The following is a 20,483-nucleotide window of genomic DNA, read 5'->3' as shown; positions in this document are numbered from 1 at the left end:
ACGGTCTCTCACGGCGGATGCGTCCGGTGAGATCGCCGGACAGAACGAACGACAGCCACCATGTCCCCATGAACCAACGTCGGCTCGGGCCCTTACCCGAGCCCAGTCTCGTCCGCGGGACGGAACTCGCCGACGGGGGCCCGCGCTGCCCACTGGTCGGCTTTCCTCACGCTGTCGCGGAGGGTGAGGAATCATAACGTGTCGGTCAGGGGGATCCGGGCATGTCGCAGCTGCGTGAGGACATCGAGCAGGCCAAACAGAAGATGCGGCTCAGGAGCAGGAGCAGCCGAGAGATCAAATACCTTGCGGAACACCTGTGGGAGGGTGAACGCGTCGAGCGCCTGGCCAGGGGCTCGTGCGGTAAGGGCGGTGGACTTGTGGTACTTACTGATCGCCGCCTGCTGTTCGTTTTGGAAGGTCGGAAGCGGAGGGCCAGCGAGGAATTCCCGCTGAGGAACGTCTCCTCGGTGGAGTGGGCTGCCGGGCTGGTACTGGGAAAAATTGTCGTCCTCGCATCGGATGGCCAGGCGGAGATCACGAACGTGAACAAGCGTGCCGGCAGGGAGATCGCGGATCTGATCCGGAACCGTCTTGGCCTGGCGTCACCCGCTCCGACTCCCGTCGCCGTTCCGCCTGACGATCCGGACCTCAATGATCGGCTGCGCAGGCTCGGTGAGCTGCGAGAAGCAGGCGTTCTCACCCGTGAGGAGTTCGAGGGCAAGATGGCCCGCCTGCTCCGACCCGGGTGAGGCCCGCGTCGATGACAGCCTCGCGGGGGAGGAACTCGAAGATCCCCCGCGAATGTCGCTATCGGATTTCGGGCCGCTGCTTCCCGGGGGCGGGCGCCGACAAATGGGGGCCAGCGTGGATCTTCCTGTACTGAATCGTATTTACGTCGGAGGCCGCGCGGTGCTGCCCCTACTCGCGGTCCTCGTGACGCTCGGCTTGTCCGGGTGCGGTACCCCGGGCGCGGAGGCGACGCCTTCGCCCGCACCCGGGCAACAGCGCACGCCGGCCACCAGCGGAAACAAGCCTGCGGAACCGGCGCTGCCGTCGGCCGGCGTGGGAGCGAACCCCTGCGCGCTCGTGTCCAGGCCGGAGGCCGAGAAACTTGCCGGCACGTCGCTCAACAGCCCCGTTTTGCTGGCCGAGACGTGCACCTACACAGCGCCACCCAGCGGGCCAACGGCCCAGGTTGAGGTCTTCGTCGGGGAAACCGCCAAGAATTATCTTACCGCCGAGCGTGGCATAGGCCACGATCTCCGCCCGTTGTCAGGAGTCGGCGACGAGGCATATATCGAGGATGGGGGGATCTTTGTCAACAAGGCTGGCCGCTGGGTATCGGTCAAACTGGTGCGCAGCAACGACCCGGCGGAAAACAACGGGCCACTCGAGGACCTGGCGCGCACGGTTTCCGACCGGATCTGACCACCCGGGACAACCGGTCGTCGGCGCCGGCGGCGACCCGGGTCGGGACGTCGGGCCAGGCGTCGAGGTCACACGTCGAGGCGAACACCGCGGCGCTCTCGGCCCGCTGGTGGGCCTCACCGTCGGCCGCGACCTGGCGCGGCAGATCGTGCAGGAAGTACACCTCCAGATCGAACTCGGTGCCGTACCCGGCCGCCCGCGCCGTGGCGGCCCGCGCCTCCTCGGCGCCGGTGTTGCCCCACCAGTCGCCCGGTGTCTCACCCGGCGCGGGGACCATCGCGTTCACCAGGACGACGCCGCGCACCGGTGTCCGCGCGGCGACGAGCGGCGCGGTGAACCCGCCGAGCGACTGGGCGACGACGACCACGTCGTCCTGCCCGCGCACCGCGTCGAGGACGAGGGCGGTGTACTCCGGCAGCCCGGCGGACTCGTCGTCGCCCGGCAGGTCCACGGCGACGGCCTGGTGGCCCCGCGACGTCAGCAGCGGGATGACGCGGTGCCAGTACCACGCGGCGCCGCCGGCGCCGGGGATGAGCGCGAAGGTCGTCACCGGGTGGTACCTACCGTTCCTTCAGCCAGTCGACTCCTTCAGCCAGTCGACGAGGTGGGTCTCGCTGAGCGCGGCGTCGTCGCCGGGCACCAGGGTTTCATCATCCAGCGGCGCGCCGAAATAGCGTGCCCGGGGGTCGGCGACGACGGGGCGAGGGTCGTCGCGGGCGGACAGCACCGTGCGGACGAGGTCGTCGAGCCGGAACCGCTCCGGGCCCGCGATCTCCGTGACGCCGTTCGTCGGTGTCCCGAGCGCGGCGCCGCTGACCCCGGCGGCGACGTCGTCCGCCGCGATCGGCTGAATGCGCACCGGGGGGACGTGCACGGTGCCGGCCTCGGTGCCCGCGTCGGCGATGCCGCCGACGAACTCGAAGAACTGGGTGGCGCGGACGACGGAGTAGGGGATCGGGCCGGCCGCGACCAGTGCCTCCTGGGCGCTCTTCGCGCGAAAGTACCCGCTGGCGGCGAGGCGTTCGGTGCCGACCACCGAGAGCACCACGTGGTGCCCGACCCCGGCGGCCGCCTCGGCGGCGAGCAGGTTGGCGGTCGAGGTCTCGAAGAAGCGCAGCACCGCGTCGTCCTCGAACGACGGTGAGTTCGACACGTCGACGAGCACGGCGGCGCCGTCGAGAGCGGCCGCCAGGCCCTCGCCGGTGAGGGTGTTGACGCCCGTCCGGGGCGAGGCGGCCACCGTCTGGTGCCCGATCCCGGCCAGCCGGGCCACGACCCGGGAGCCGACGAGCCCGCCGCCACCGATCACAACGATCTTCATGATGACCCTCTCGCGATGTTCCGAGCGCCGAGTTCCGACTCGCCCGATCCGGCCGCGGGCCCCGGGCCCGGCTCCGTCCGGTCGGGGCCACCGCCGCGCACCCAGCCTGGACGTCCGCTGGCGCGTACCCGCGACGACGCGCGGGAGGCAGCCGGACCCGGGCCCGGGCGGCGCTCCCGGGACCGTGAAACGGGCCGGATCGCGTCCAACGGTTTCGCCCGACGCCGGACACGGTTAATTATTGGAGTCGGTTTCGGACTCGTCCCTCCGTGGGAGCCGGCGGGACCTACGGAGGGACACGCCGTGGACGACACGGTCAGCTACGCACGGCGGATTCGAGAGCTCGTCGGTGAGCGCCCCGACGAGATCGCGTTACGCCACATCGCGCTGGACGGCACCGAACCGGCGTTCACCTGGGCCGAGCTCGACCGGCGCTCGGGCCAGCTCGCCGGTGCCCTCGCGGCCCGCGGGCTCGGCCCCGGCGACCTGCTCGGGCTGGGGCTGCGCAACTCGCCGCAGTTCGTGTTCAGCGCGCTGGCGGCCTGGAAGCTGGGCGCCGTGCCGGTGCCGGTGCGCTGGGACCTGCCGGACTGGGAGTTCACCCGGCTGCGGGAGACCGTCGACGCGCCGGTGTTCCTCGGACCCGAGGACATCCCGTGGATCGACGCGACGGCCGACCTCGCCGTCCCGGACCTGCCCGACGCGACGTCGCCGCAGACCAACGGCATCTGCAGCAGCGGCTCGACGGGCACGCCGAAGGTGATTCTCAACGCGCGGCCGGCCGTCTTCGACGCCCGTGCCACCGCGCCGTTCGTCGACCAGTGGAGCCCGGTACCGCGGCCGCAGGTGATCCTGGTACTCGCCCCGATGTACCACGCCAACGGGTTCTCCACCCTGTACAACCTGCTGGCGGGGGACAGGCTGGTGGTGATGGAGAAGTTCGACGCCGCCCGGGTCGTCGGCGTGATCGAGCGCCACCGGATCAGCACGTTCACCGCCACCCCGACCATGCTGCAGCGCATCGGCGACCTGCCGGACGTCGACGGCCGCGACCTGTCCAGCATCGAGTGGATCATGCAGGGTGCGGCGCCGATGCCGCCGTCGCTGGTGCACCGGTGGGCCGGGCTGATCGGCGCCGAGCGCATCGTGATGGCCTACGGGATGACCGAGGCACTCGGCATCACCGCGCTGCGCGGCGACGAGTGGATGTCCAGGCAGGGCAGCGTGGGACGTGGCTTCCGGGGCACCGAGGTCCGGATCCTGGGCGCCGACGGCGAACCGGCGCCGACCGGTGAGATCGGCGAGATCTACCTGCGCGCGCCGCGATCGAGCTACGGCGGCTACACCTACCTCGGCCAGGCCCCGCGGCTGCGCCGCACCGACGACGGCTTCGAGACCGTGGGCGACCTCGGTTACCTCGACGCCGACGGCTTCCTGTACCTGGTGGACCGCCGGGTCGACGTGATCATCACCGGCGGGGCGAACGTCTTCCCGGCCGAGGTCGAGACGGCGCTCATCGACCATCCCAAGATCGCTGACATCGTCGTCATCGGGCTGCGGGACCCGGAGTGGGGCCGGCGGGTGCACGCCGTCGTGCAGCCTGCCGACCCGGCCCAGCCTCCGTCGTCCGCGGAGGTCATCGCCTACGCGAAGAGCCGGCTCGCCGCCTACAAGGTGCCCAAGACGATCGAGATCGTCAAGGCGCTCCCGCGCAGCGAGGCGACGAAGATCAACCGTGGCGCGCTCGTCGAGGCCCGCGGCGGCTGACCCCGCCAGGGCGAAGGGCCCCGGCCCCGGTGCCGGCCTCGGCGGCGAGGGCGCCGCCGAGGCCGGGGTGAGATCACGGTGCGGCGATGGATCCGGCCGTCACGAGTGGGAGGTCGTCCGCCGTGACCAGGCCGGGGGGCGCGGCCACCACGGCCGGAACGGCGTTCACCGCCGGGTTGGCGGTGTGCGCGTCGCGGTCCACGGCGTCCGCGGAGTACTCGAACTCGTAGCGGAGCCGCACGTTGGGGTGCCCGCGGATCTCCATGACGTACCCCTCCTCGATCGGCCAGTCGGGCTCCATGGCGTTGCCCAGCCGCCACAGCAGGCCCAGCTCGATCAGCGGCCGGCCCCGCACGATGCCCTGCCAGCGGCCTTTCAGCCCGCACACGGTGCCCCGCGGGATCGTCATGTAGCCGAGGTCGAGGTCCCTGGTCGCCAGCCCGAACTCGGGTGCGTAGCGCACCTCGTCGAGATCGGCGCCGAGGGCCTTCGCGATCACCTCGACCGCGTCCTGGAAGACGAGCTGGCGCTGCTTCGCCGCGTCGGCCAGCCCCGGGGTGTCCGGCGGTGACCCGAAGCCGAGCGCCTGCCACGTCTCGGCCGACGCGTAGTGGGTGCAGTCGGCCGCCTCGAAGATCGATATCTTCTCCACCTCGCGGCACAGCGCGGCCGCGGTGAGGCCCACGACGCCGGCCAGGCCAGGGTTGATCCCGGTTCCGTACAGGGACACGCCGCCGCGCCGCGCGGCCTCGTGCAGGCGGTTCATGTCCTTCTCGCCGTAGGACCGACCGGTGAGGAAGTTCGCCGTGGAGATGACGTTGATGCCGGCCTCGAGCAGCCGCACCATGTCGTCGACGTCCCACAGCAACGGCATGTAGAGCACGACGTCGGGCCGCAGCGCGATGATCGCGTCGAAGCTGCTGGTGGCCTGGACGCCGAGCGGCGGTAAGCCGCACAGCTCACCGACGTCCTTGCCGTCCTTCTCGTCGCTCCACGCGAAACAGCCCACGAGTTCCAGGCGCGGATGCGCGAGGACGGCGCGCACCGCGCTGCGCGCGACACCTCCGGTGGTCCACTGGACGACTCGAATGCTCATGCTCTTCTCCGATCGCTGGGTGGCCGCACTGGACGGCGAAGTGGTGGTCGTCCTTCCGCCGCCAGCCGTCGCGGGTCACGTAGATCCGGACGCCGTCGAGCGCGTGCATACCCTCAGCCTCCGGCCGGGGTCGGCGGGACCGGTCACGCGCTGACACGGGCGGGTCTGGCACGGGGGAGGACGGAAAAGACCCAGCGGCGCATACCGCCGCTAAATCATCTGCCTTCGCTAAATCATCGTCCATGTTGAAGGCAGTCTAATGTTGCCAATTCCCTAGTCGATGGCGGCGGGGCCTACCGGACGAAGGCGGGCATCGTCTCCCAGCCGCGGACCGTCGAGGTGCGGGCCTGGACGGCGTTGTCCCAGTCGATCTCCCAGGTCGGGAACCGGTTGAGGACCTCGTCCAGGGCGACCCGGCCCTCGAGTCGGGCCAGCGCGGCCCCGAGGCAGTGGTGGATGCCATAGCCGAAGCTGAGGTGGCGGCCGACGTCGCGGTGGACGTCGAAGCGGTCAGGGTCGGCGAAGCGGCGCTCGTCCCGGTTCGCCGAGCCGTTCAGCAGCACCATGATGCTGCCCTCGGGCACGGTGTGGCCGTGGTGTTCGACGTCGCGGGCGACATGGCGCGCCTGCACCGGTGAGGGCGCCTCGAAACGCAGCAGCTCCTCGATCGCGTTCGGAATGAGCGAGCGGTCCGCGACGAGTTCGCGCCGCTGATCGGGGTTCTCGGCGAGAATCTTTCCGGTCCAGCCGATGAGCCGCGTGGTCGTCTCGTTCCCGGCCCCGGCGAGCATCGTGACGTAAGTGAGCACTTCCTCTCGATGGAGCTTGCGGACGGTGCCCGTCTCGTCCTCGAACTCGGCGTTCAGGAGCTCCGTCATCAGGTCGTCGGAGGGATGCTCGGCCCGCCAGTCGATGTAGGCGCCGAACTCGTCGGAGTTGAAGTCCTCGGCCGAGACCGAGAGCTCTTCACCCTCGCGCAGCTGCAGGCCCTCGTCGAGACGGTCCCGGATCGCCTCCTGGTCGGATTCCGGGATTCCCAGGAGAAAGCCGATCGTGCGCATCGGCATCTGCGCGCCGAGGTCCCGGATGAAATCGAAGCGCTCGGTCCCGACAAGGGGATCGAGGGAACGCGCGCAGAACTCGCGGATTTTCGGCTCCAGCGCGTTCATCTTCCGCGGGGTGAAGACCCGGGCGAGCAGGCTGCGGTGAATGTCGTGGATCGGCGGGTCCTCGAAGAGAATGATTCCCGAGGGCAGCTCGATGTTGGCCTTGATGAGCTCCAGGATGGATCCCCGGCCGGACCGGTAGGTGTTCCAGTCACTCAGGCAGGGCTCGACGTCCTCGAAGCGGCTGAGGGCGTAGAAGTCGTACTTCTCGTTGTAGTAGAGAGGTGCCTCGTCGCGCATGCGCCGCCAGACCGGGTAGGGGTCGGCGTCGATCTGGGCGTCGTAGGGATCGTAGTAGACGTCGCTGGGGCTGGTTAACGGCATGTTCCACTCCTCCGTGCGATCGAACGACGCGCCCGGCGCGCCGCCGCGCGTGTGAGCCCTGCCACCACTGCTACCGACCGTACCGGGGCGACCGCCCACGCTCGCCGCCGGCGGGATGCGACACGGCAGGTCGGCCGGTGCCGAGGGTGCCCCGTCGACAACGTGCGCCGCTCCACCGCCGGCTCGGTGCCCGCTCCCGGCGATCTCCGCCGGCTCTGTGACTGCCCGCACACCGAGACGACGGTGCTTGGATGTCCTGCTTTCGTGTGGAGCGAGCCGCGGGTGCCGGTGCCGCCGGCGGTCCGTCGGCTGTTCCCGGCCGGCGGGTGCCCCGTCCCACGTCGGTGACGATCGACATGGATGCCCAGCCGCCATGGACTACCGTGGCGAGGCCACTCGCCGCGCCGGCCCGGGCGCTGCCCGACCAGCCATGACCACCGGTTCTCCAGCCGCCTCGGAGAGCCGGCCCGACGAAGGAGTTTCTGACCAGAATGCCTCTGCGTGCTCGCCGGTCGTGTCTGGCTGTTCCGGCTTCGAACGTGAAGATGTTGGGTAAGGCGCAGGGGCTTCCTGCCGACCAGATCTTCTGTGATCTGGAGGACTCGGTCGCTCCGGGGGCGAAGGAGTCGGCGCGGGGGAACGTCGTGTCGGTGTTGAACGAGGGTGACTGGGCGGGTAAGACCCGGGTCGTGCGGGTGAATGATCTGACGACGAAGTGGACCTACCGTGATGTCGTGACCGTGGTCGAGGGCGCGGGGGCGAACCTGGACTGTGTGATGCTGCCGAAGGTGCAGACCGCCGCGCAGGTGCAGTGGCTGGATCTGCTGTTGACGCAGATCGAGGAGGTCATGGGTTTCGAGGTCGGGCGGATCGGTATCGAGGCGCAGATCGAGAACGCGCTGGGTCTGTCGAACGTGAAGGAGATCGCGTTCGCCAGCCCGCGGATCGAGACGATCATCTTTGGTCCGGCGGATTTCATGGCGTCGATGAACATGCCGTCGCTGGTGGTGGGTGCGCTGAACCCGGATTATCCGGGGGACCCGTTCCACTACGTGCTGTTCAAGATCCTGGAGGCGGCGCGGGCGCGGGGGGTGCAGGCGATCGACGGGCCGTTCCTGCAGATCCGGGATGTGGAGGCGTTCCGTGGGGTGGCGAAGAAGTCCGCGGCGTTGGGTTATGACGGTAAGTGGGTGCTGCATCCGGGGCAGATCGACGCCGCGAACGAGGTGTACGCCCCCCGGCAGGAGGATTACGACCACGCCGAGCTGATCCTGGACGCCTATGCCTGGCACACCTCGGATGAGGGTGGGCTGCGGGGCGCGGTGATGCTCGGGGACGAGATGATCGATGAGGCGAGCCGGAAGATGGCCGAGGTGATCGCGGGCAAGGGTCGTGCCGCGGGTATGGCGCGCACCGCGGCCTTCGAGCCGCCGGCCGGCTGACCCCGGTCTGGCTGTTTTCCCCGTCGAGACCTCAAGGACACAGGAGCCGCTATGGGCAGGATCGCGCAGACCGACGGGCTGACCGAGGTGCAGTCCGACATCCTCGCGGCGGTGCGGTCGTTCGTGGACAAGGAGATCCTGCCGAACGCGGGTGATCTTGAGCGTAAGGACGAGTATCCCGAGGCGATCGTCGAGGCGATGAAGGAGATGGGCCTGTTCGGGATCACGATCCCGGAGCAGTACGGCGGTCTCGGTGAGTCGTTGCTGACGTACGCGCTGGTGGTGGAGGAGATCGCCCGTGGGTGGATGAGTGTGTCCGGGGTGATCAACACTCATTTCATCGTGGCGTATCTGGTGCTGCAGCACGGTACCGATGAGCAGCGGGAGCGGTTGTTGCCGCGGATGGCGACCGGTGAGCTGCGTGGGGCGTTCTCGATGAGTGAGCCGGGGTGTGGTTCGGATGTGTCGGCGATCACGACCCGGGCTGACCGTGACGGCGACGAGTACACGATCACCGGGCAGAAGATGTGGCTGACCAACGGTGCCCGTGCCGGTCTGGTCGCGACGTTGGTGAAGACGGATGAGGGTGCGGAGTCGGTCTATCGGAACATGACGACGTTCCTGTTGGAGAAGGAGCCGGGGTTTGGTACCGACGGTGGTATCACGATTCCGGGCAAGCTGGAGAAGCTCGGGTACAAGGGTGTCGAGACCACGGAGATGATCCTGGATGGTCATCGGGCGTCGGCGGGTTCGATCCTCGGTGGTCCCGGGGCGGCGGGTCGTGGTTTCTACCAGATGATGGACGGGGTGGAGGTCGGGCGGGTCAACGTCGCGGCCCGCGCCTGCGGGATCATGATCCGGGCGTTCGAGCTGGCGATCGCCTACGCGCAGCAGCGGCGGACGTTCGGCCATCAGATCGCCGATCATCAGGCGATCGCGTTCAAGCTCGCGGACATGGCGACCAAGGTCGAGGCGGGTCATCTCATGATGGTCAACGCCGCGCGTAAGAAGGACAGCGGGCAGCGCAACGACGTCGAGGCCGGGATGGCCAAGTACCTCGCCAGTGAGTACTGCCATGAGGTGACCACCGAGTCGTTCCGGATCCACGGTGGCTACGGGTACTCCAAGGAGTACGAGATCGAGCGCCTCTACCGGGAGGCCCCGTTCATGCTCATCGGCGAGGGGACGTCCGAGGTGCAGAAGCGCATCATCAGCCGCGCCCTGCTCAAGGAGTACAAGCTGCGAGGCTGAGGCTGCGGCTGCGGCTGAGTCGGCGGCCCGGCCGGGACGGCTGGCCGCCAGGTGGGGCCCCGCGCGCGTGCGGGTGGTGTACGTGGACGGATCCGCCCGCCAGGGGCGCTCGCGGGAAGGAACAGGGGTCGTCATGCAGTTCGGCCRGTACTACGAGGAGTTCGAGGTCGGTGCGGTCTACAGGCACTGGCCTGGCAAGACGGTCACGGAGTACGACGACCATCTGTTCTGCCTGCTCACGATGAACCACCACCCGCTGCACCTGGACGCCAACTACGCCGAGCACAACACCCAGTTCAAGCGCAACGTGGTCGTCGGGAACTACGTCTACTCGCTGCTGCTCGGGATGTCCGTCGCCGACGTCTCCGGCAAGGCGATCGCCAACCTGGAGGTCGAGTCGCTGCGGCACGTGGCGCCGGTCTTCCACGGGGACACGATCTACGGCGAGTCGACGGTGCTGGACAAGGTGGAGTCGAAGAGCAAGGACGACCGCGGCATCGTGACGGTCGAGACCCGCGGCCTCAACCAGGACGGCACCCTGGTCTGCGTCTACCGGCGCAAGGTGATGGTCCCCAAGCGGTCCTACGGCGAGGCCCGCGGGGGAGAACAGCCCGGCCGGCCCGAGCCCCGGACCTCCTGACCCACCCCGTCCGTCCGCTGCCGCGGCGACCGACTCCGCGGCCCCTGACCCGATCACCAGAGAGAGCATCATGGCTGATCTGCAGACCTCCCGTCCGGACGGCTCCCTGCAGGACGCCCCTCCCGGCGCGTCCGACGAGCTCGTCCTGACCGAGCACGGCCGGGTGCTCGTCCTCACCATGAACCGGCCGGCGGCGCGCAACGCCATGTCGCTGAGCCTGGCGACCGCGATCGCGGCCGCGCTCGAGCAGCTCGACGCCCGTGACGACCTGAGCATCGGCATCATCACCGGCGCGAACAAGACGTTCTGCGCCGGGATGGACCTGAAGGGCTTCGCCCGCGGCGAGCGTCCGATCGTGCCCGGGCGCGGCTTCGCCGGGCTGGTCCGCCAGCCTCCCCGCAAGCCGCTGATCGCAGCGGTCGAGGGCTACGCGCTCGCCGGCGGGTTCGAGATCGTGCTCTCCTGCGACCTGATCGTCGCCGCGCGGGACGCCAAGTTCGGCCTGCCCGAGGTGAAGCGCGGCCTGGCGGCGGCGGCCGGCGGACTGCTGCGGCTGCAGCGCCGCATCCCCTACCACCTGGCGATGGAACTCGTCCTGACCGGCCGGATGTGGCCGGCGACCGAGGCGGCCGAGGTCCACCTCGTCAACCGGCTCACCGAGCCGGGCGCGGCGCTCGGGGTCGCGCTCGAGCTCGCCGAGGAGATCTCCGCGAACGCGCCGCTGGCGCTCGCGGCCTCCAAGCAGGTGCTGTCACGATCGGTCGACTGGCCGCTCGAGGAGGCGTTCGAGCGCCAGGAGGAGTACGTCGCGGTGGTGCGCACCTCGGCGGATGCCAAGGAGGGTGCCGTGGCGTTCGCCGAGAAGCGCCCGCCGCGCTGGACCGGCCAGTAACCCGGCACCACCACCACCAGCAGTAGACGAAGCCTCCGCCCTCCGCAGGGCGGAGGCTTCGTCATGTCCGGACCTGGTCGTGCCGTGCCGCGGCATGTGCCCTGACCTGGCACGCCGTGCCCCGCCCGGCTCCGGCTCACCCCCCAAACCAATATTGACGTCAGTATCAATACTGACTAACATGCTGACATGGCCAAGAGACTGACCTTCCCGGTGTTCGACGCGGACAACCATCTCTACGAGACACGTGACGCCTTCACCCGGCATCTCCCGGACCGTTACCGCGGCGCCGTCGACTATGTCGAGGTCCGCGGCCGGACGAAGATCGCCATCCGTGGCCAGATCAGCGATTACATCCCGAATCCGACGTTCGACGTGGTGGCGCGGCCCGGCGCTCAGGAGGAGTACTTCCGTGTCGGGAACCCCGAGGGGAAGTCCTACCGCGAGATCGTCGGGGACCCGATGCRCAGCATTCCGGCGTTCCGTGAGCCGGCGCCGCGCATCCAGCTCATGGACGAGCTCGGCGTCGACCGTGCGCTGATGTTCCCGACGCTCGCGAGCCTCCTCGAGGAGCGCATGCGGGACGACCCGGACCTGACCCATGCCGTGGTCCACTCGCTCAACGAGTGGATTCACGAGGTCTGGTCGTTCAACTACGAGAACCGCATCTTCACCACTCCGGTGATCACCCTGCCCATCGTCGAGAAGGCGATCGCGGAGCTGGAGTGGGCGGCCGAGCGCGGCGCGCGGGCCGTCCTGATCCGCCCGGCGCCGGTGCCGGGCCTGCGCGGCTCGCGCTCGTTCGCGCTCCCCGAGTTCGACCCGTTCTGGCAGGCGGTGGTGGACGCCGACATCCTGGTGGCGATGCACTCCTCCGACAGCGGCTACTCGCGGTACCAGAGTGACTGGACCGGCCCGCAGGAGATGCTGCCGTTCCGCCCGGACCCGTTCCGCATGGTCACGATGGGGCACCGGCCGGCCGAGGACTCGATGACGGCGTTCGTCTGCGGCGGCGTCTTCGCCAGGTTCCCGAAGCTGCGGGTCGCCTCGATCGAGGCCGGCGGGGACTGGGTGGTGCCGCTGCTCGAGCACCTCGCCGACGCCTACACGAAGATGCCGCACGGTTTCGACGAGGACCCGGTGGAGGCGTTCCGGCGCAACATCTACATCAGCCCGTTCCACGAGGACAACATCGAGAAGCTCGTCGAGGCCATCGGTGTGGACCGCGTCCTCTTCGGCTCTGACTATCCGCACCCGGAGGGTCTCGCCGAGCCGTGCAGCTACGTCGACCACCTGCCGGCCGGCATGCCGGAGGAGGACGTCAGGAAGATCATGGGCGAGAACCTCGCCCGTCTCACCGGAATCGCCGTCCCGGTCTGACGTTTCGGCCCCTGCTCGGCTTGGCCCTGCCCGGCAGGGGCCGGCGGGTGTGCCCCGTCGCGGAGCGGTCGACAGTGCGGACCTGTTACGGCCATGCTGGGACAGGTCCTCAGGTGACATGCGCAACCCGTCCGGGACGGGGGAGACGGCCCGCGGCGCCCCACCCAGGGAACCTCGAGACATCCGCAGACAGAGCGGTCGTCGGCCCGGCGGTAGAAAGACCGGACCGGCAGTGAACGGCCGGCCGGTGGACAGAGTTGTCAGTTCCGCGTCGACGAAAGGTGATGACCGTTGGAYCTGAGCGGACGTTCAGCGATAGTGACGGGCGGTGCCGGCGGCCTCGGCGCCGCGACGGTGCGCCACCTGGCCGAGGTCGGCATGCACGTCGTGATCTTCGACCAGGACGACACGGCCGCGGCAACCCTGGCCAAGGAGCTCGGTGACTCGGCCTCCGCCGTCGGTGGTGACGTCAACAGCGACGAGGACGTGCAGGCCGCGATCGAGGCCGCGCAGGCGGGCGGCCCGCTGTCCGTCGTCGCGAACGTGGCCGGCGGTGGCGTCAAGGGAGCCGGGCGCACCGTCGGGCGCGACGCGACGCCGCACGACAAGCCGGCGTTCATCAAGACCATGGAGATGAACGCGTTCGGCACCTTCAACGTGACCCGGCTGGCCGCCGCCGCGATGGCCGGCAACGAGCCGGACGCGGACGGCGCGCGGGGGGTCGTGGTGAACACGGCCTCGATCGCCGGGATCGAGGGCCAGATCGGCCAGGTCTCCTACAGCGCGGCCAAGGCGGCCATCCTCGGCATGACCCTGCCGATGGCCCGTGACCTGGCCCCGATCGGCGTGCGGGTCTGCGCCATCGCGCCGGGGACCATGGGGACCCCGCGGATGATGGGCGTGCCGGAGCAGATGCGGGAGAAGTTCGTCCAGGACATCATCTTCCCGCGCCGGCTCGGCAAGCCCGAGGAGTTCGCGCTGCTGGTCGAGTCGATCGCCCGCAACTCCTATCTCAATGGCGAGAACATCCGCCTCGACGGCGCTCTGCGCTTCGGCCCCCGGTAGACGATGTTCTCCCTCGACTCGGTCCTCGCGTCCCTCGAGCTCGAAACGGTCGACACCGACCGCTACCGCGCCGGCAGCATCCAGCTCGGCGGCCCGGTGGCGCACGGCGGGCAGCTCCTGGCGCAGTCCCTGGTGGCGGCGCTGGTCGGCCAGGAGGGCAAGAAGGTCAAGACCCTGCACACCGTGTTCGCGCGGGCGGCGCGGCCGGACACGCCGCTCGACATCGCGGTGACCCGCCAGCACTCCGGGCGGAGCCTGGCGGCCAGCGCGGTGTCGATCAGCCAGGGCGGGCGGCTCTGCGTGCAGTCGCAGGTGCTGCTCACCGGCGACGAGCCCGACTTCATCAGCTACGCCGAGACCCACCCGGCGCCGCCTCCTGTCCCGCCGACCGAGCCGGCGGGCGCCGAGGGCGCGAACGGCACGGCGGGCGCGGCGAACGGCTCCGGCGGCTGGCAGGTGCGCGTCGTCGGCGACGTGGACATCAGCGACCCCGACGCGGTGGGCCCGCCCGAGCTCGACGTCTGGATCCGCTGGCCCGGGGCGTCCGATGACCGGGTGACCTCGCAGGCGCTGTTGGCGTTGTCCACTGACAGCTTCCTCATCGGGACCGCGATGCGGCCGCACCCCGGTGTCGGCCAGGCGCTGGCCCACGTGTCACTGTCGACCGGGGTGCTCAGCCACACGATCACCTTCCACCAGCCCGGACCGGCGTCGGAATGGGTGCTGCTGTCGCACCGCAGCCCGTACGCGGGGCACGGCCGCAGCTACGGCCAGGGCAGCGCGTACCGCGGCGGGGGCGCTCTCGTGGCGTCCTTCGTCCAGGACAACATGATCAGGGCGATGGCGGCCTCTGGCAGCCGTCACCTGTGAGCCGAGGCGTGATCCACCCCCGGTCGTCGTGATCGACCGGGCCGCCCCGGGACCAGTGGTCCCCGGGCGGCCCGGTCCTCCCCGTTCAGGGCGCGATGCGGTGGGCCAGGTGTTCTCCCCAGGGGGATCTGGGCCTCTCGCCAGGCGATAACACATGTGTCGACACCTTCGAGCCCCTTCTGAGAGAATTTCGCATGGTGGCGGTGAGCGACCGGCGTCCTGGATCAGGCAGCGCGTGCCGGGCGTCGCTGACCGCCCCTCGCCCGGCAACGCAGGGTGAGGATGTGGTCGCGGAACGGGAGACTTCGATGGTGGGCGCCGGATTTCTGTCAACGCCGGCGCTGGCGTCGATTTCGGCCCGGACTCCTTCACCTGCAGGGCTCGAGGTGGGTCGACGTCGCGAGTCTTTGCATGCCTTGACTCCGACGTCGACCTCAGTAATATGAGGCACCTCACAGCGGCGGGACGTGTGCTCCGGCCATGCGAGGTTCGTGGTACCCATCAGAGGAGCGAACTTGTCGGAGCATGAAGCGGTAATCGTCTCGACCGCACGGACGGCGATCGGCACCGCGGGCAAGGGTTCCCTCGTCGACGTCGACGCTTTCGAGCTGGGTACGCAGGCCGTCGCGGAGGCAGTTCGGCGGTCCGGTATCGACAGCGCGGACATTGATGACGTCGTCCTGGGTGAATCGCTTTACGGCGGCGGCGACATCGCGCGTTACGCGGCCATCGAGGCTGGTTTCGCGAACGCCGCCGGCGTCGCGCACAACCGGCACTGCGCGTCGGGGCTCGTCGCGGTGCAGACCGCCGCCGCCTCGATCATCTCCGGGATGGACCGTGTCGTCGTCGCGGGCGGGACGAACTCCTCCTCCACCTCGCCACGGGCGAAGCGGCGCCGGCCCGGCACCGACGAGGTCGAGGACTGGTACTCCCCGACCCACCGGAACACCGCCGAGGCCCCGAACTTCGACATGTCCATCACCGTCGGGTGGAACGCGGCCGTCAAGGCCGGCGTCAGCCGCGAGGAGATGGACGCGTGGGCGCTGCGCTCGCACCAGCGGGCCATCGCCGGTATCGACGCGGGCAGCTTCACCGACGAGATCTTCCCGATCGAGGTGCCCCGGCGGGACGGCACGAGCTTCACCTTCGCCGTGGACGAGCACCCGCGGCGCTCCACCAGCCTGGAGAAGCTGGCCTCGCTCAAGCCGCTGCACCCCGAGATCGAGGGCTTCAGCATCACGGCCGGCAACGCGGCGGGTGCGAACGACGGCGCCGCCGCCATGGTCATCACTGACGGCGGCTACGCCGCGGAGCACGGCCTGGAGCCGCTGGGCATCGTCCGGGCCTGGGCGTCGGTCGGGGTGCCCCCGGCCGAGACCGGCATCGCCCCCACGCTGGCGATCCCGAAGGCCCTCAAGCGCGCCGGCCTCACCGTGGCCGACGTCGACCTGTGGGAGATCAACGAGGCGTTCGCGTCCGTGGCGGTCGCGGCGTCCAAGCTCCTGGAGATCGACGACAGCCGCGTCAACTTCCTGGGTAGCGGCTGCAGCCTCGGGCACCCGATCGCGACGACCGGCGCGCGGCAGATCATCACGCTGATCCACGAGCTGCGCCGTCGCGGCGGCGGAGTGGCGGTGTCGGCGATGTGCGCCGGCGGGGGCATGGCAAGCGCCCTCGTGCTGGAGGTTCCCGCTCCGCGCTCGAGCTGAGGTTCGCACCGCCGAGGCCCGGTGGGCGCCCACCGGGCCTCGGCGGTGGTCTTCTTTTCGGCCGCCGTGAGCGGCCGGAAAACAAATGAATAAACGGTTGCCACCGGGATCGCGGGTGGCGACATGCATTTCTGGCACGTTGAAGCCAACGGAATGGCGCATACAGTGATGCATCAGGGTATCTGTTACTGGCGATTAGCATGCCCGACGGCGCCGGCCGGACACGGGGCTCCGGTGCGCCCTGATCCAAGGCCCGTCGGCTTTGTCGCCCAGCAGACGGGCGGCTGCTGACTTGAACCAGACCTCCGTCTCACATGACTTCTTCCAGGCCCTCCTTCAGGGAGTACCGCCGGGAGCGGTCTATGCCCTCGTCGCGTTGGGCTTCGTCCTGACGTACAAGACCTCGGGTGTTTTCAACCTCGCCTTCGGCGCCCAGGCCTATGTCTCGGCAGCCATGTACTTCAAGGCCCGGGTCATCTGGGAGTGGCCGACCGTCCCGTCGGTCATCCTCGCGGTCTTCGTGATGGCCCCGCTGATCGGGCTGATCCTCGAACGGCTGATCTTCCGGCCGCTGCGGACGGCACCGGCGGTGGCGCGGCTCGTCGTGGCCGCCGGCCTCGCGGTCGCGATTCCCTACCTGTTCGACATCCTGGCCGACTTCACCGCGGTCGCCGGCGTGACGCCGGTCGGTGTCGTTCCCGACGGCGCCAACGTCTTCTACGACCCGTTCGGGGTCTACGCGTACAGCCGCAACGAACTCGTCAGCATGGGCGTCGCCCTGGTCGCGATGGCCGGGCTGGTCGCGCTGTTCCGCTTCAGCGCCATCGGCGTCCGCATGCGCGCGGTGGTCGAGAGCCCGAAGATGACCGAGCTCAACGGTATCCCCGCCGACCGGGTCTCGGCCCTGTCGTGGGCGCTGTCGTCGCTGTTCGCCGGTGTCGCCGGCGTGCTCATCGCGCCCCGCTTCAACACGCTCGCGGCCGCGGACTTCTTCAGCCTCATGGTGGTCGCGATCGCCGCGGCCGCGGTGGGCCGGCTGACGAGCCTGCCGAAGGCGATGGCCGGCGGCCTGCTGCTCGGCATCATCATCGCCCAGCTCAACACCTTCCTCCCGCGCTGGTCCGACGACCACGCCTGGGTCTCGACGATCCAGGACAACCTGACGCCGTCGGTGCCGTTCGTGGTGCTCTTCGGCGTCGTCGTGCTCGTCCCGAGCATCCGGCGCTCCCGGGAGACCGGTGACCCGCTGGCCGGGGTCGAGCCGCCGCCGCCGTCGCTCGGCGGCGAGGTGCGCGACCCGCGCCGGGCCCTGATCACGAGGCTGATCGGCTTCGCCGCGCTCGGCGTCGTCGCCATCGTGGTGCTGGCCCGCGGCGACCAGCTGTGGGTCTTCCTGGTGACGCAGGCCGTGGTGATCGGCATCATCTTCCTGTCGATCACCGTGATCACCGGCATGGCCGGGCAGATCTCGCTGTGCCAGGGGACGTTCGCCGCCATCGGGGCGTTCACGGTCTTCCAGCTCGTCGACCGCTACAACCTCTCGGTCCTGATGGCGGCGCTGATCGGCGCCGCCGTCGCGGCCGTGGTCGGCGCGGTCCTGTCGCTGCCCATCCGCAAGCTGGGCGGCATCTGGACGGCGATCGCGACCCTGGCGTTCGCCTACTTCTTCGACGCCGTGTTGGTGAAGCTCTCCTGGATCGGTGGCGGGGACTCCGCGCTGCTGCAGGGCACCGCCGTGCCGCGCCCGGTCATCGGGCCCTGGGACCTGGCGGACGACAAGTACTACCTGGTGTTCGCCTCGGTGATCCTCATCGTGGTCGCCATGGTCGTCCTCCAGCTCCGCAAGGGTACCTTCGGCCGCACCCTCGTCGCCCTGCGCGGCAGCGAGGTCGGCGCCGAGTCGATCGGCATCTCCGCCGGCCGGGCCCGCCTGGTCGCCTTCGCGGTCTCCGCGTTCATCGCGGGACTCGGTGGCGCGCTGCTGGCGATCCAGCAGGAGAACGTCAACTACGGCACGAACTTCGTTCCCTTCACCGCCCTGTTCTGGGTGGTGATCGTGGTGACGCTCGGCTCGCGCACGGTGCGCGGCGCGCTGAACGCTGCCGCGTCCTTCGCGGTGTTCGACCAGCTGATCCTCAAGGGGACGGTGTTCGCCTGGATCCTGCGCAGCCCGACCGCCATCCCGGACTTCTTCCCGATCTCCGGCAAGTGGGTCTACGTGTTGTTCGGCCTGGCGGCCATCCAGTTCGCCCGGCATCCGGAGGGCCTGGTGGAGCGGCCGGCGAGCATGCCGAAGTTCATCACCAAGCTGGTGGCACTGGCCCGCCCCGCGACCCCGGCCGCGGTGCCGGTGGCCGTCGGCGCGGGCGCGGCGGGATCGGCTCCCGAGCCGGACACCACCCCACCCACGGGCACCTCGGCGAAGGCGGCGGCGCAGCCCGCCGCCCCGGTTGCCACAGCTGAACCCGCGGCCGGCGACGGGTCGCCGAAGGCCGCGGCCAACGGAGGGTCTGAGCGCCCGGCGGCCTCCTCGCCCGCGCGGACGGAGGACGCGGTCTCGTGAATCGGGTACTGAAGGCACAGGGCGTCACCAAGCGGTTCGCCGGCATCACCGCCCTTGACGAGGTCACCATGGAGATCGACGAGGGTGAGCGCGTCGGCCTGATCGGGCCGAACGGAGCGGGCAAGACCACGTTCTTCAACTGCCTGCTCGGCGTGCTGCAGACCGACGGCGGCACGGTGGAGATCGCCGGCAGGGACGTCACGGGCGCGCCGGCCTACCGGCGGGCCAAGGCGGGAATCGGCCGGACGTTCCAGCGGATCGAGCTGTTCCCGGACTGCACCGTCCGGGACCATCTCGTCATCGCCGAGCGGATCCGGCGCGGCGACGGCCGGCTGTGGAAGGACATCATCGGGCTCGGCCGGCCCCGGCCGGCCGAGGTCGCCCGCTGCGACGAGGTGCTCGAGCTGCTCGGCCTCGTCGAACTGGCCGAGGAGCCCATCGAACGGCTCAGCCTCGGCCAGGGCCGCCTCGTCGAGGTCGGGCGGGCGCTGATGACCGAACCGAAGCTCCTCCTCCTCGACGAGCCGTCGTCCGGCCTCGACCGGTCCGAGACCACGGCGCTGGCGAAGACCCTGGAGGAGGTCCAGAGCACCCAGGGGTTCGCCATCCTGCTGGTCGAGCATGACGTCGAGCTGGTCACCAGCTTCACGACCCGCTCCTACGTCCTCGACTTCGGACGGCTGATCGCGCAGGGCCCGACGCGCGAGGTCATGGCGAGCAGCGAGGTCCGGGACGCCTACCTCGGCAACTTCGAGGTGGCCCAATGACACCAGTACTGGAGTTCCGGTCCGTCACCGCTGCCTACGGYCCGTTCCGGGCACTGTTCGGTGTCTCGTACACCCTGGCGCCCGGCGAGGCGCTCGCCCTCGTCGGCTCCAACGGGGTGGGCAAGACGACCGTCGCCCGGGTCGCCTCCGGCCTGGTGGTCCCCACCGAGGGATCCGTTCTCGTCGCCGGCAGGGACATGACCGGCTCAAAGCCGTACCGGTTCGCCCGGGCCGGCGTCGCGCACGCCACCGAGGGCCGCTCGGTGTTCGCGACGCTGACGGTGGAGGAGAACCTCTCGCTGTCGTTCCGGCGGGTCCGCGGCCGCCGTGGTGTCCGCAGCGGCCTCGAGCTGGCCTACGAGATGTTCCCGGTGCTCGGCCGGCGCCGCGGGCAGCTCGCGGGCAGCATGTCCGGTGGCGAGCAGCGGATGCTGTCGATGGCCCGGGTCATGGTGGAGATCCCGAAGGTCCTCGTGGCCGACGAGCTGTCGCTGGGCCTCGCGCCGATCATCGTCGCCGAGCTCTACGACACCCTTCGCCGGCTGCGCGGGGAGGGGACGTCGCTGCTCATCGTCGAGCAGCAGGTCGGCCACGCGCTGGACCTGTGTGACCGGGTGATCGTCCTCGACCACGGCTCGGTCTCCTGGACGGGCAGCAGCGCCGAGGCCACGGGAGTGGTCACGCAGGCCTTCGACCCGGTGCACTGACCCCGAAGGGGCTGCCGTGCGCGGGGTCGTGTCCGGCAGCCCGCTCTGGTCCTCAGACGGCCGGTTCCAACAGCCCGATCACCACTTTGCCGATG

At 69.9% G+C, this 20,483-nt stretch carries 18 protein-coding genes; 14 read left to right on the top strand and 4 right to left on the bottom strand.

Going from position 1 to position 20,483, the window contains the following annotated elements; all coding sequences use genetic code 11:
• Positions 1-221 precede the first annotated feature (221 nt).
• A complete protein-coding gene (locus BBK14_RS18450; RefSeq protein ID WP_241831638.1) occupies positions 222-749 on the top strand; it encodes a PH domain-containing protein in 528 nt (175 codons plus the stop codon).
• Positions 750-864: 115 nt separating this feature from the next.
• Positions 865-1,428: a DUF3558 domain-containing protein gene (locus BBK14_RS35500; protein ID WP_241831637.1), complete on the top strand. Its 564-nt coding sequence runs from the start codon at positions 865-867 to the stop codon at positions 1,426-1,428.
• Here the strand turns inward: BBK14_RS35500 and BBK14_RS18445 are convergent.
• A complete protein-coding gene (locus BBK14_RS18445) occupies positions 1,346-1,978 on the bottom strand; it encodes an alpha/beta fold hydrolase (RefSeq protein ID WP_241831636.1) in 633 nt (210 codons plus the stop codon). The genes BBK14_RS35500 and BBK14_RS18445 overlap by 83 nt on opposite strands.
• 21 nt (positions 1,979-1,999) lie before the next feature.
• Entirely contained in the window at positions 2,000-2,749 is a 750-nt protein-coding gene (locus tag BBK14_RS18440) for an SDR family oxidoreductase (protein WP_071064225.1), read from the bottom strand.
• 303 nt (positions 2,750-3,052) lie between these two features.
• On the opposite strand from BBK14_RS18440, the gene BBK14_RS18435 reads away from it, so the two are divergent.
• Positions 3,053-4,516: a class I adenylate-forming enzyme family protein gene (locus tag BBK14_RS18435; protein ID WP_071064223.1), complete on the top strand. Its 1,464-nt coding sequence runs from the start codon at positions 3,053-3,055 to the stop codon at positions 4,514-4,516.
• A 73-nt stretch (positions 4,517-4,589) separates the two neighbouring features.
• On the opposite strand, the gene BBK14_RS18430 is transcribed toward BBK14_RS18435, so the two are convergent.
• Both BBK14_RS18430 and BBK14_RS18425 read right to left on the bottom strand, forming a co-directional pair.
• Positions 4,590-5,612 (bottom strand): NAD(P)H-dependent amine dehydrogenase family protein, encoded by a 1,023-nt coding sequence (locus BBK14_RS18430; RefSeq protein WP_071064221.1) that lies wholly within the window; start codon positions 5,610-5,612, stop codon positions 4,590-4,592.
• A gap of 293 nt (positions 5,613-5,905) precedes the next feature.
• Positions 5,906-7,102: a cytochrome P450 gene (locus tag BBK14_RS18425; RefSeq protein WP_071064219.1), complete on the bottom strand. Its 1,197-nt coding sequence runs from the start codon at positions 7,100-7,102 to the stop codon at positions 5,906-5,908.
• 491 nt (positions 7,103-7,593) lie between these two features.
• Here BBK14_RS18425 and BBK14_RS18420 point away from each other — a divergent pair, with 491 nt between their 5' ends.
• The 11 genes from BBK14_RS18420 to BBK14_RS18370 all read left to right on the top strand — a co-directional run bounded on the left by BBK14_RS18420 (position 7,594) and on the right by BBK14_RS18370 (position 20,388).
• On the top strand, positions 7,594-8,544 hold the full coding sequence (locus BBK14_RS18420) for an HpcH/HpaI aldolase/citrate lyase family protein (RefSeq protein ID WP_020461552.1): 951 nt from the start codon (positions 7,594-7,596) through the stop codon (positions 8,542-8,544).
• Positions 8,545-8,595: 51 nt separating this feature from the next.
• A complete protein-coding gene (locus BBK14_RS18415) occupies positions 8,596-9,795 on the top strand; it encodes an acyl-CoA dehydrogenase family protein (protein ID WP_071064217.1) in 1,200 nt (399 codons plus the stop codon).
• A gap of 133 nt (positions 9,796-9,928) precedes the next feature.
• On the top strand, positions 9,929-10,435 hold the full coding sequence (locus tag BBK14_RS18410; protein WP_071064215.1) for a MaoC family dehydratase: 507 nt from the start codon (positions 9,929-9,931) through the stop codon (positions 10,433-10,435).
• 70 nt (positions 10,436-10,505) lie between these two features.
• Complete coding sequence (locus tag BBK14_RS18405; protein WP_071064213.1) at positions 10,506-11,327, top strand: crotonase/enoyl-CoA hydratase family protein; 822 nt, start codon at positions 10,506-10,508, stop codon at positions 11,325-11,327.
• A gap of 189 nt (positions 11,328-11,516) precedes the next feature.
• Positions 11,517-12,707, top strand: coding sequence for an amidohydrolase family protein (locus BBK14_RS18400; RefSeq protein WP_071064211.1), 1,191 nt, complete (start codon positions 11,517-11,519; stop codon positions 12,705-12,707).
• 291 nt (positions 12,708-12,998) lie between these two features.
• Positions 12,999-13,772, top strand: coding sequence for an SDR family NAD(P)-dependent oxidoreductase (locus tag BBK14_RS18395; RefSeq protein WP_071064209.1), 774 nt, complete (start codon positions 12,999-13,001; stop codon positions 13,770-13,772).
• A 3-nt stretch (positions 13,773-13,775) separates the two neighbouring features.
• Entirely contained in the window at positions 13,776-14,642 is an 867-nt protein-coding gene (locus tag BBK14_RS18390) for an acyl-CoA thioesterase (protein WP_071064207.1), read from the top strand.
• A 515-nt stretch (positions 14,643-15,157) separates the two neighbouring features.
• Complete coding sequence (locus tag BBK14_RS18385; RefSeq protein WP_071064205.1) at positions 15,158-16,351, top strand: thiolase family protein; 1,194 nt, start codon at positions 15,158-15,160, stop codon at positions 16,349-16,351.
• Positions 16,352-16,643: 292 nt separating this feature from the next.
• Positions 16,644-18,914: an ABC transporter permease gene (locus tag BBK14_RS18380; protein WP_241831635.1), complete on the top strand. Its 2,271-nt coding sequence runs from the start codon at positions 16,644-16,646 to the stop codon at positions 18,912-18,914.
• Entirely contained in the window at positions 18,911-19,681 is a 771-nt protein-coding gene (locus BBK14_RS18375) for an ABC transporter ATP-binding protein (protein ID WP_071064200.1), read from the top strand. Before BBK14_RS18380 ends, BBK14_RS18375 begins: the two co-directional genes overlap by 4 nt.
• Positions 19,678-20,388, top strand: a complete 711-nt coding sequence (locus tag BBK14_RS18370; RefSeq protein ID WP_071064198.1) for an ABC transporter ATP-binding protein — start codon at positions 19,678-19,680, stop codon at positions 20,386-20,388. The genes BBK14_RS18375 and BBK14_RS18370 overlap by 4 nt, the downstream gene beginning before the upstream one ends.
• Positions 20,389-20,483: the final 95 nt, after the last annotated feature.

It is taken from the genome of Parafrankia soli (assembly GCF_001854695.1).
Classification (GTDB): domain Bacteria; phylum Actinomycetota; class Actinomycetes; order Frankiales; family Frankiaceae; genus Parafrankia; species Parafrankia soli.
This window is presented reverse-complemented; position numbering and strand designations above follow the sequence as displayed.

Bases quoted from the DNA above. Each gene is read 5' to 3' on its own strand.
- BBK14_RS18450 (WP_241831638.1), top strand. From the start codon at position 222: ATGTCGCAGCTGCGTGAGGACATCGAGCAGGCCAAACAGAAGATGCGG.
- BBK14_RS18440 (WP_071064225.1), bottom strand. From the start codon at position 2,749: ATGAAGATCGTTGTGATCGGTGGCGGCGGGCTCGTCGGCTCCCGGGTC.
- BBK14_RS18430 (WP_071064221.1), bottom strand. From the start codon at position 5,612: ATGAGCATTCGAGTCGTCCAGTGGACCACCGGAGGTGTCGCGCGCAGC.
- BBK14_RS18425 (WP_071064219.1), bottom strand. From the start codon at position 7,102: ATGCCGTTAACCAGCCCCAGCGACGTCTACTACGATCCCTACGACGCC.
- BBK14_RS18420 (WP_020461552.1), top strand. From the start codon at position 7,594: ATGCCTCTGCGTGCTCGCCGGTCGTGTCTGGCTGTTCCGGCTTCGAAC.
- BBK14_RS18415 (WP_071064217.1), top strand. From the start codon at position 8,596: ATGGGCAGGATCGCGCAGACCGACGGGCTGACCGAGGTGCAGTCCGAC.
- BBK14_RS18405 (WP_071064213.1), top strand. From the start codon at position 10,506: ATGGCTGATCTGCAGACCTCCCGTCCGGACGGCTCCCTGCAGGACGCC.
- BBK14_RS18390 (WP_071064207.1), top strand. From the start codon at position 13,776: ATGTTCTCCCTCGACTCGGTCCTCGCGTCCCTCGAGCTCGAAACGGTC.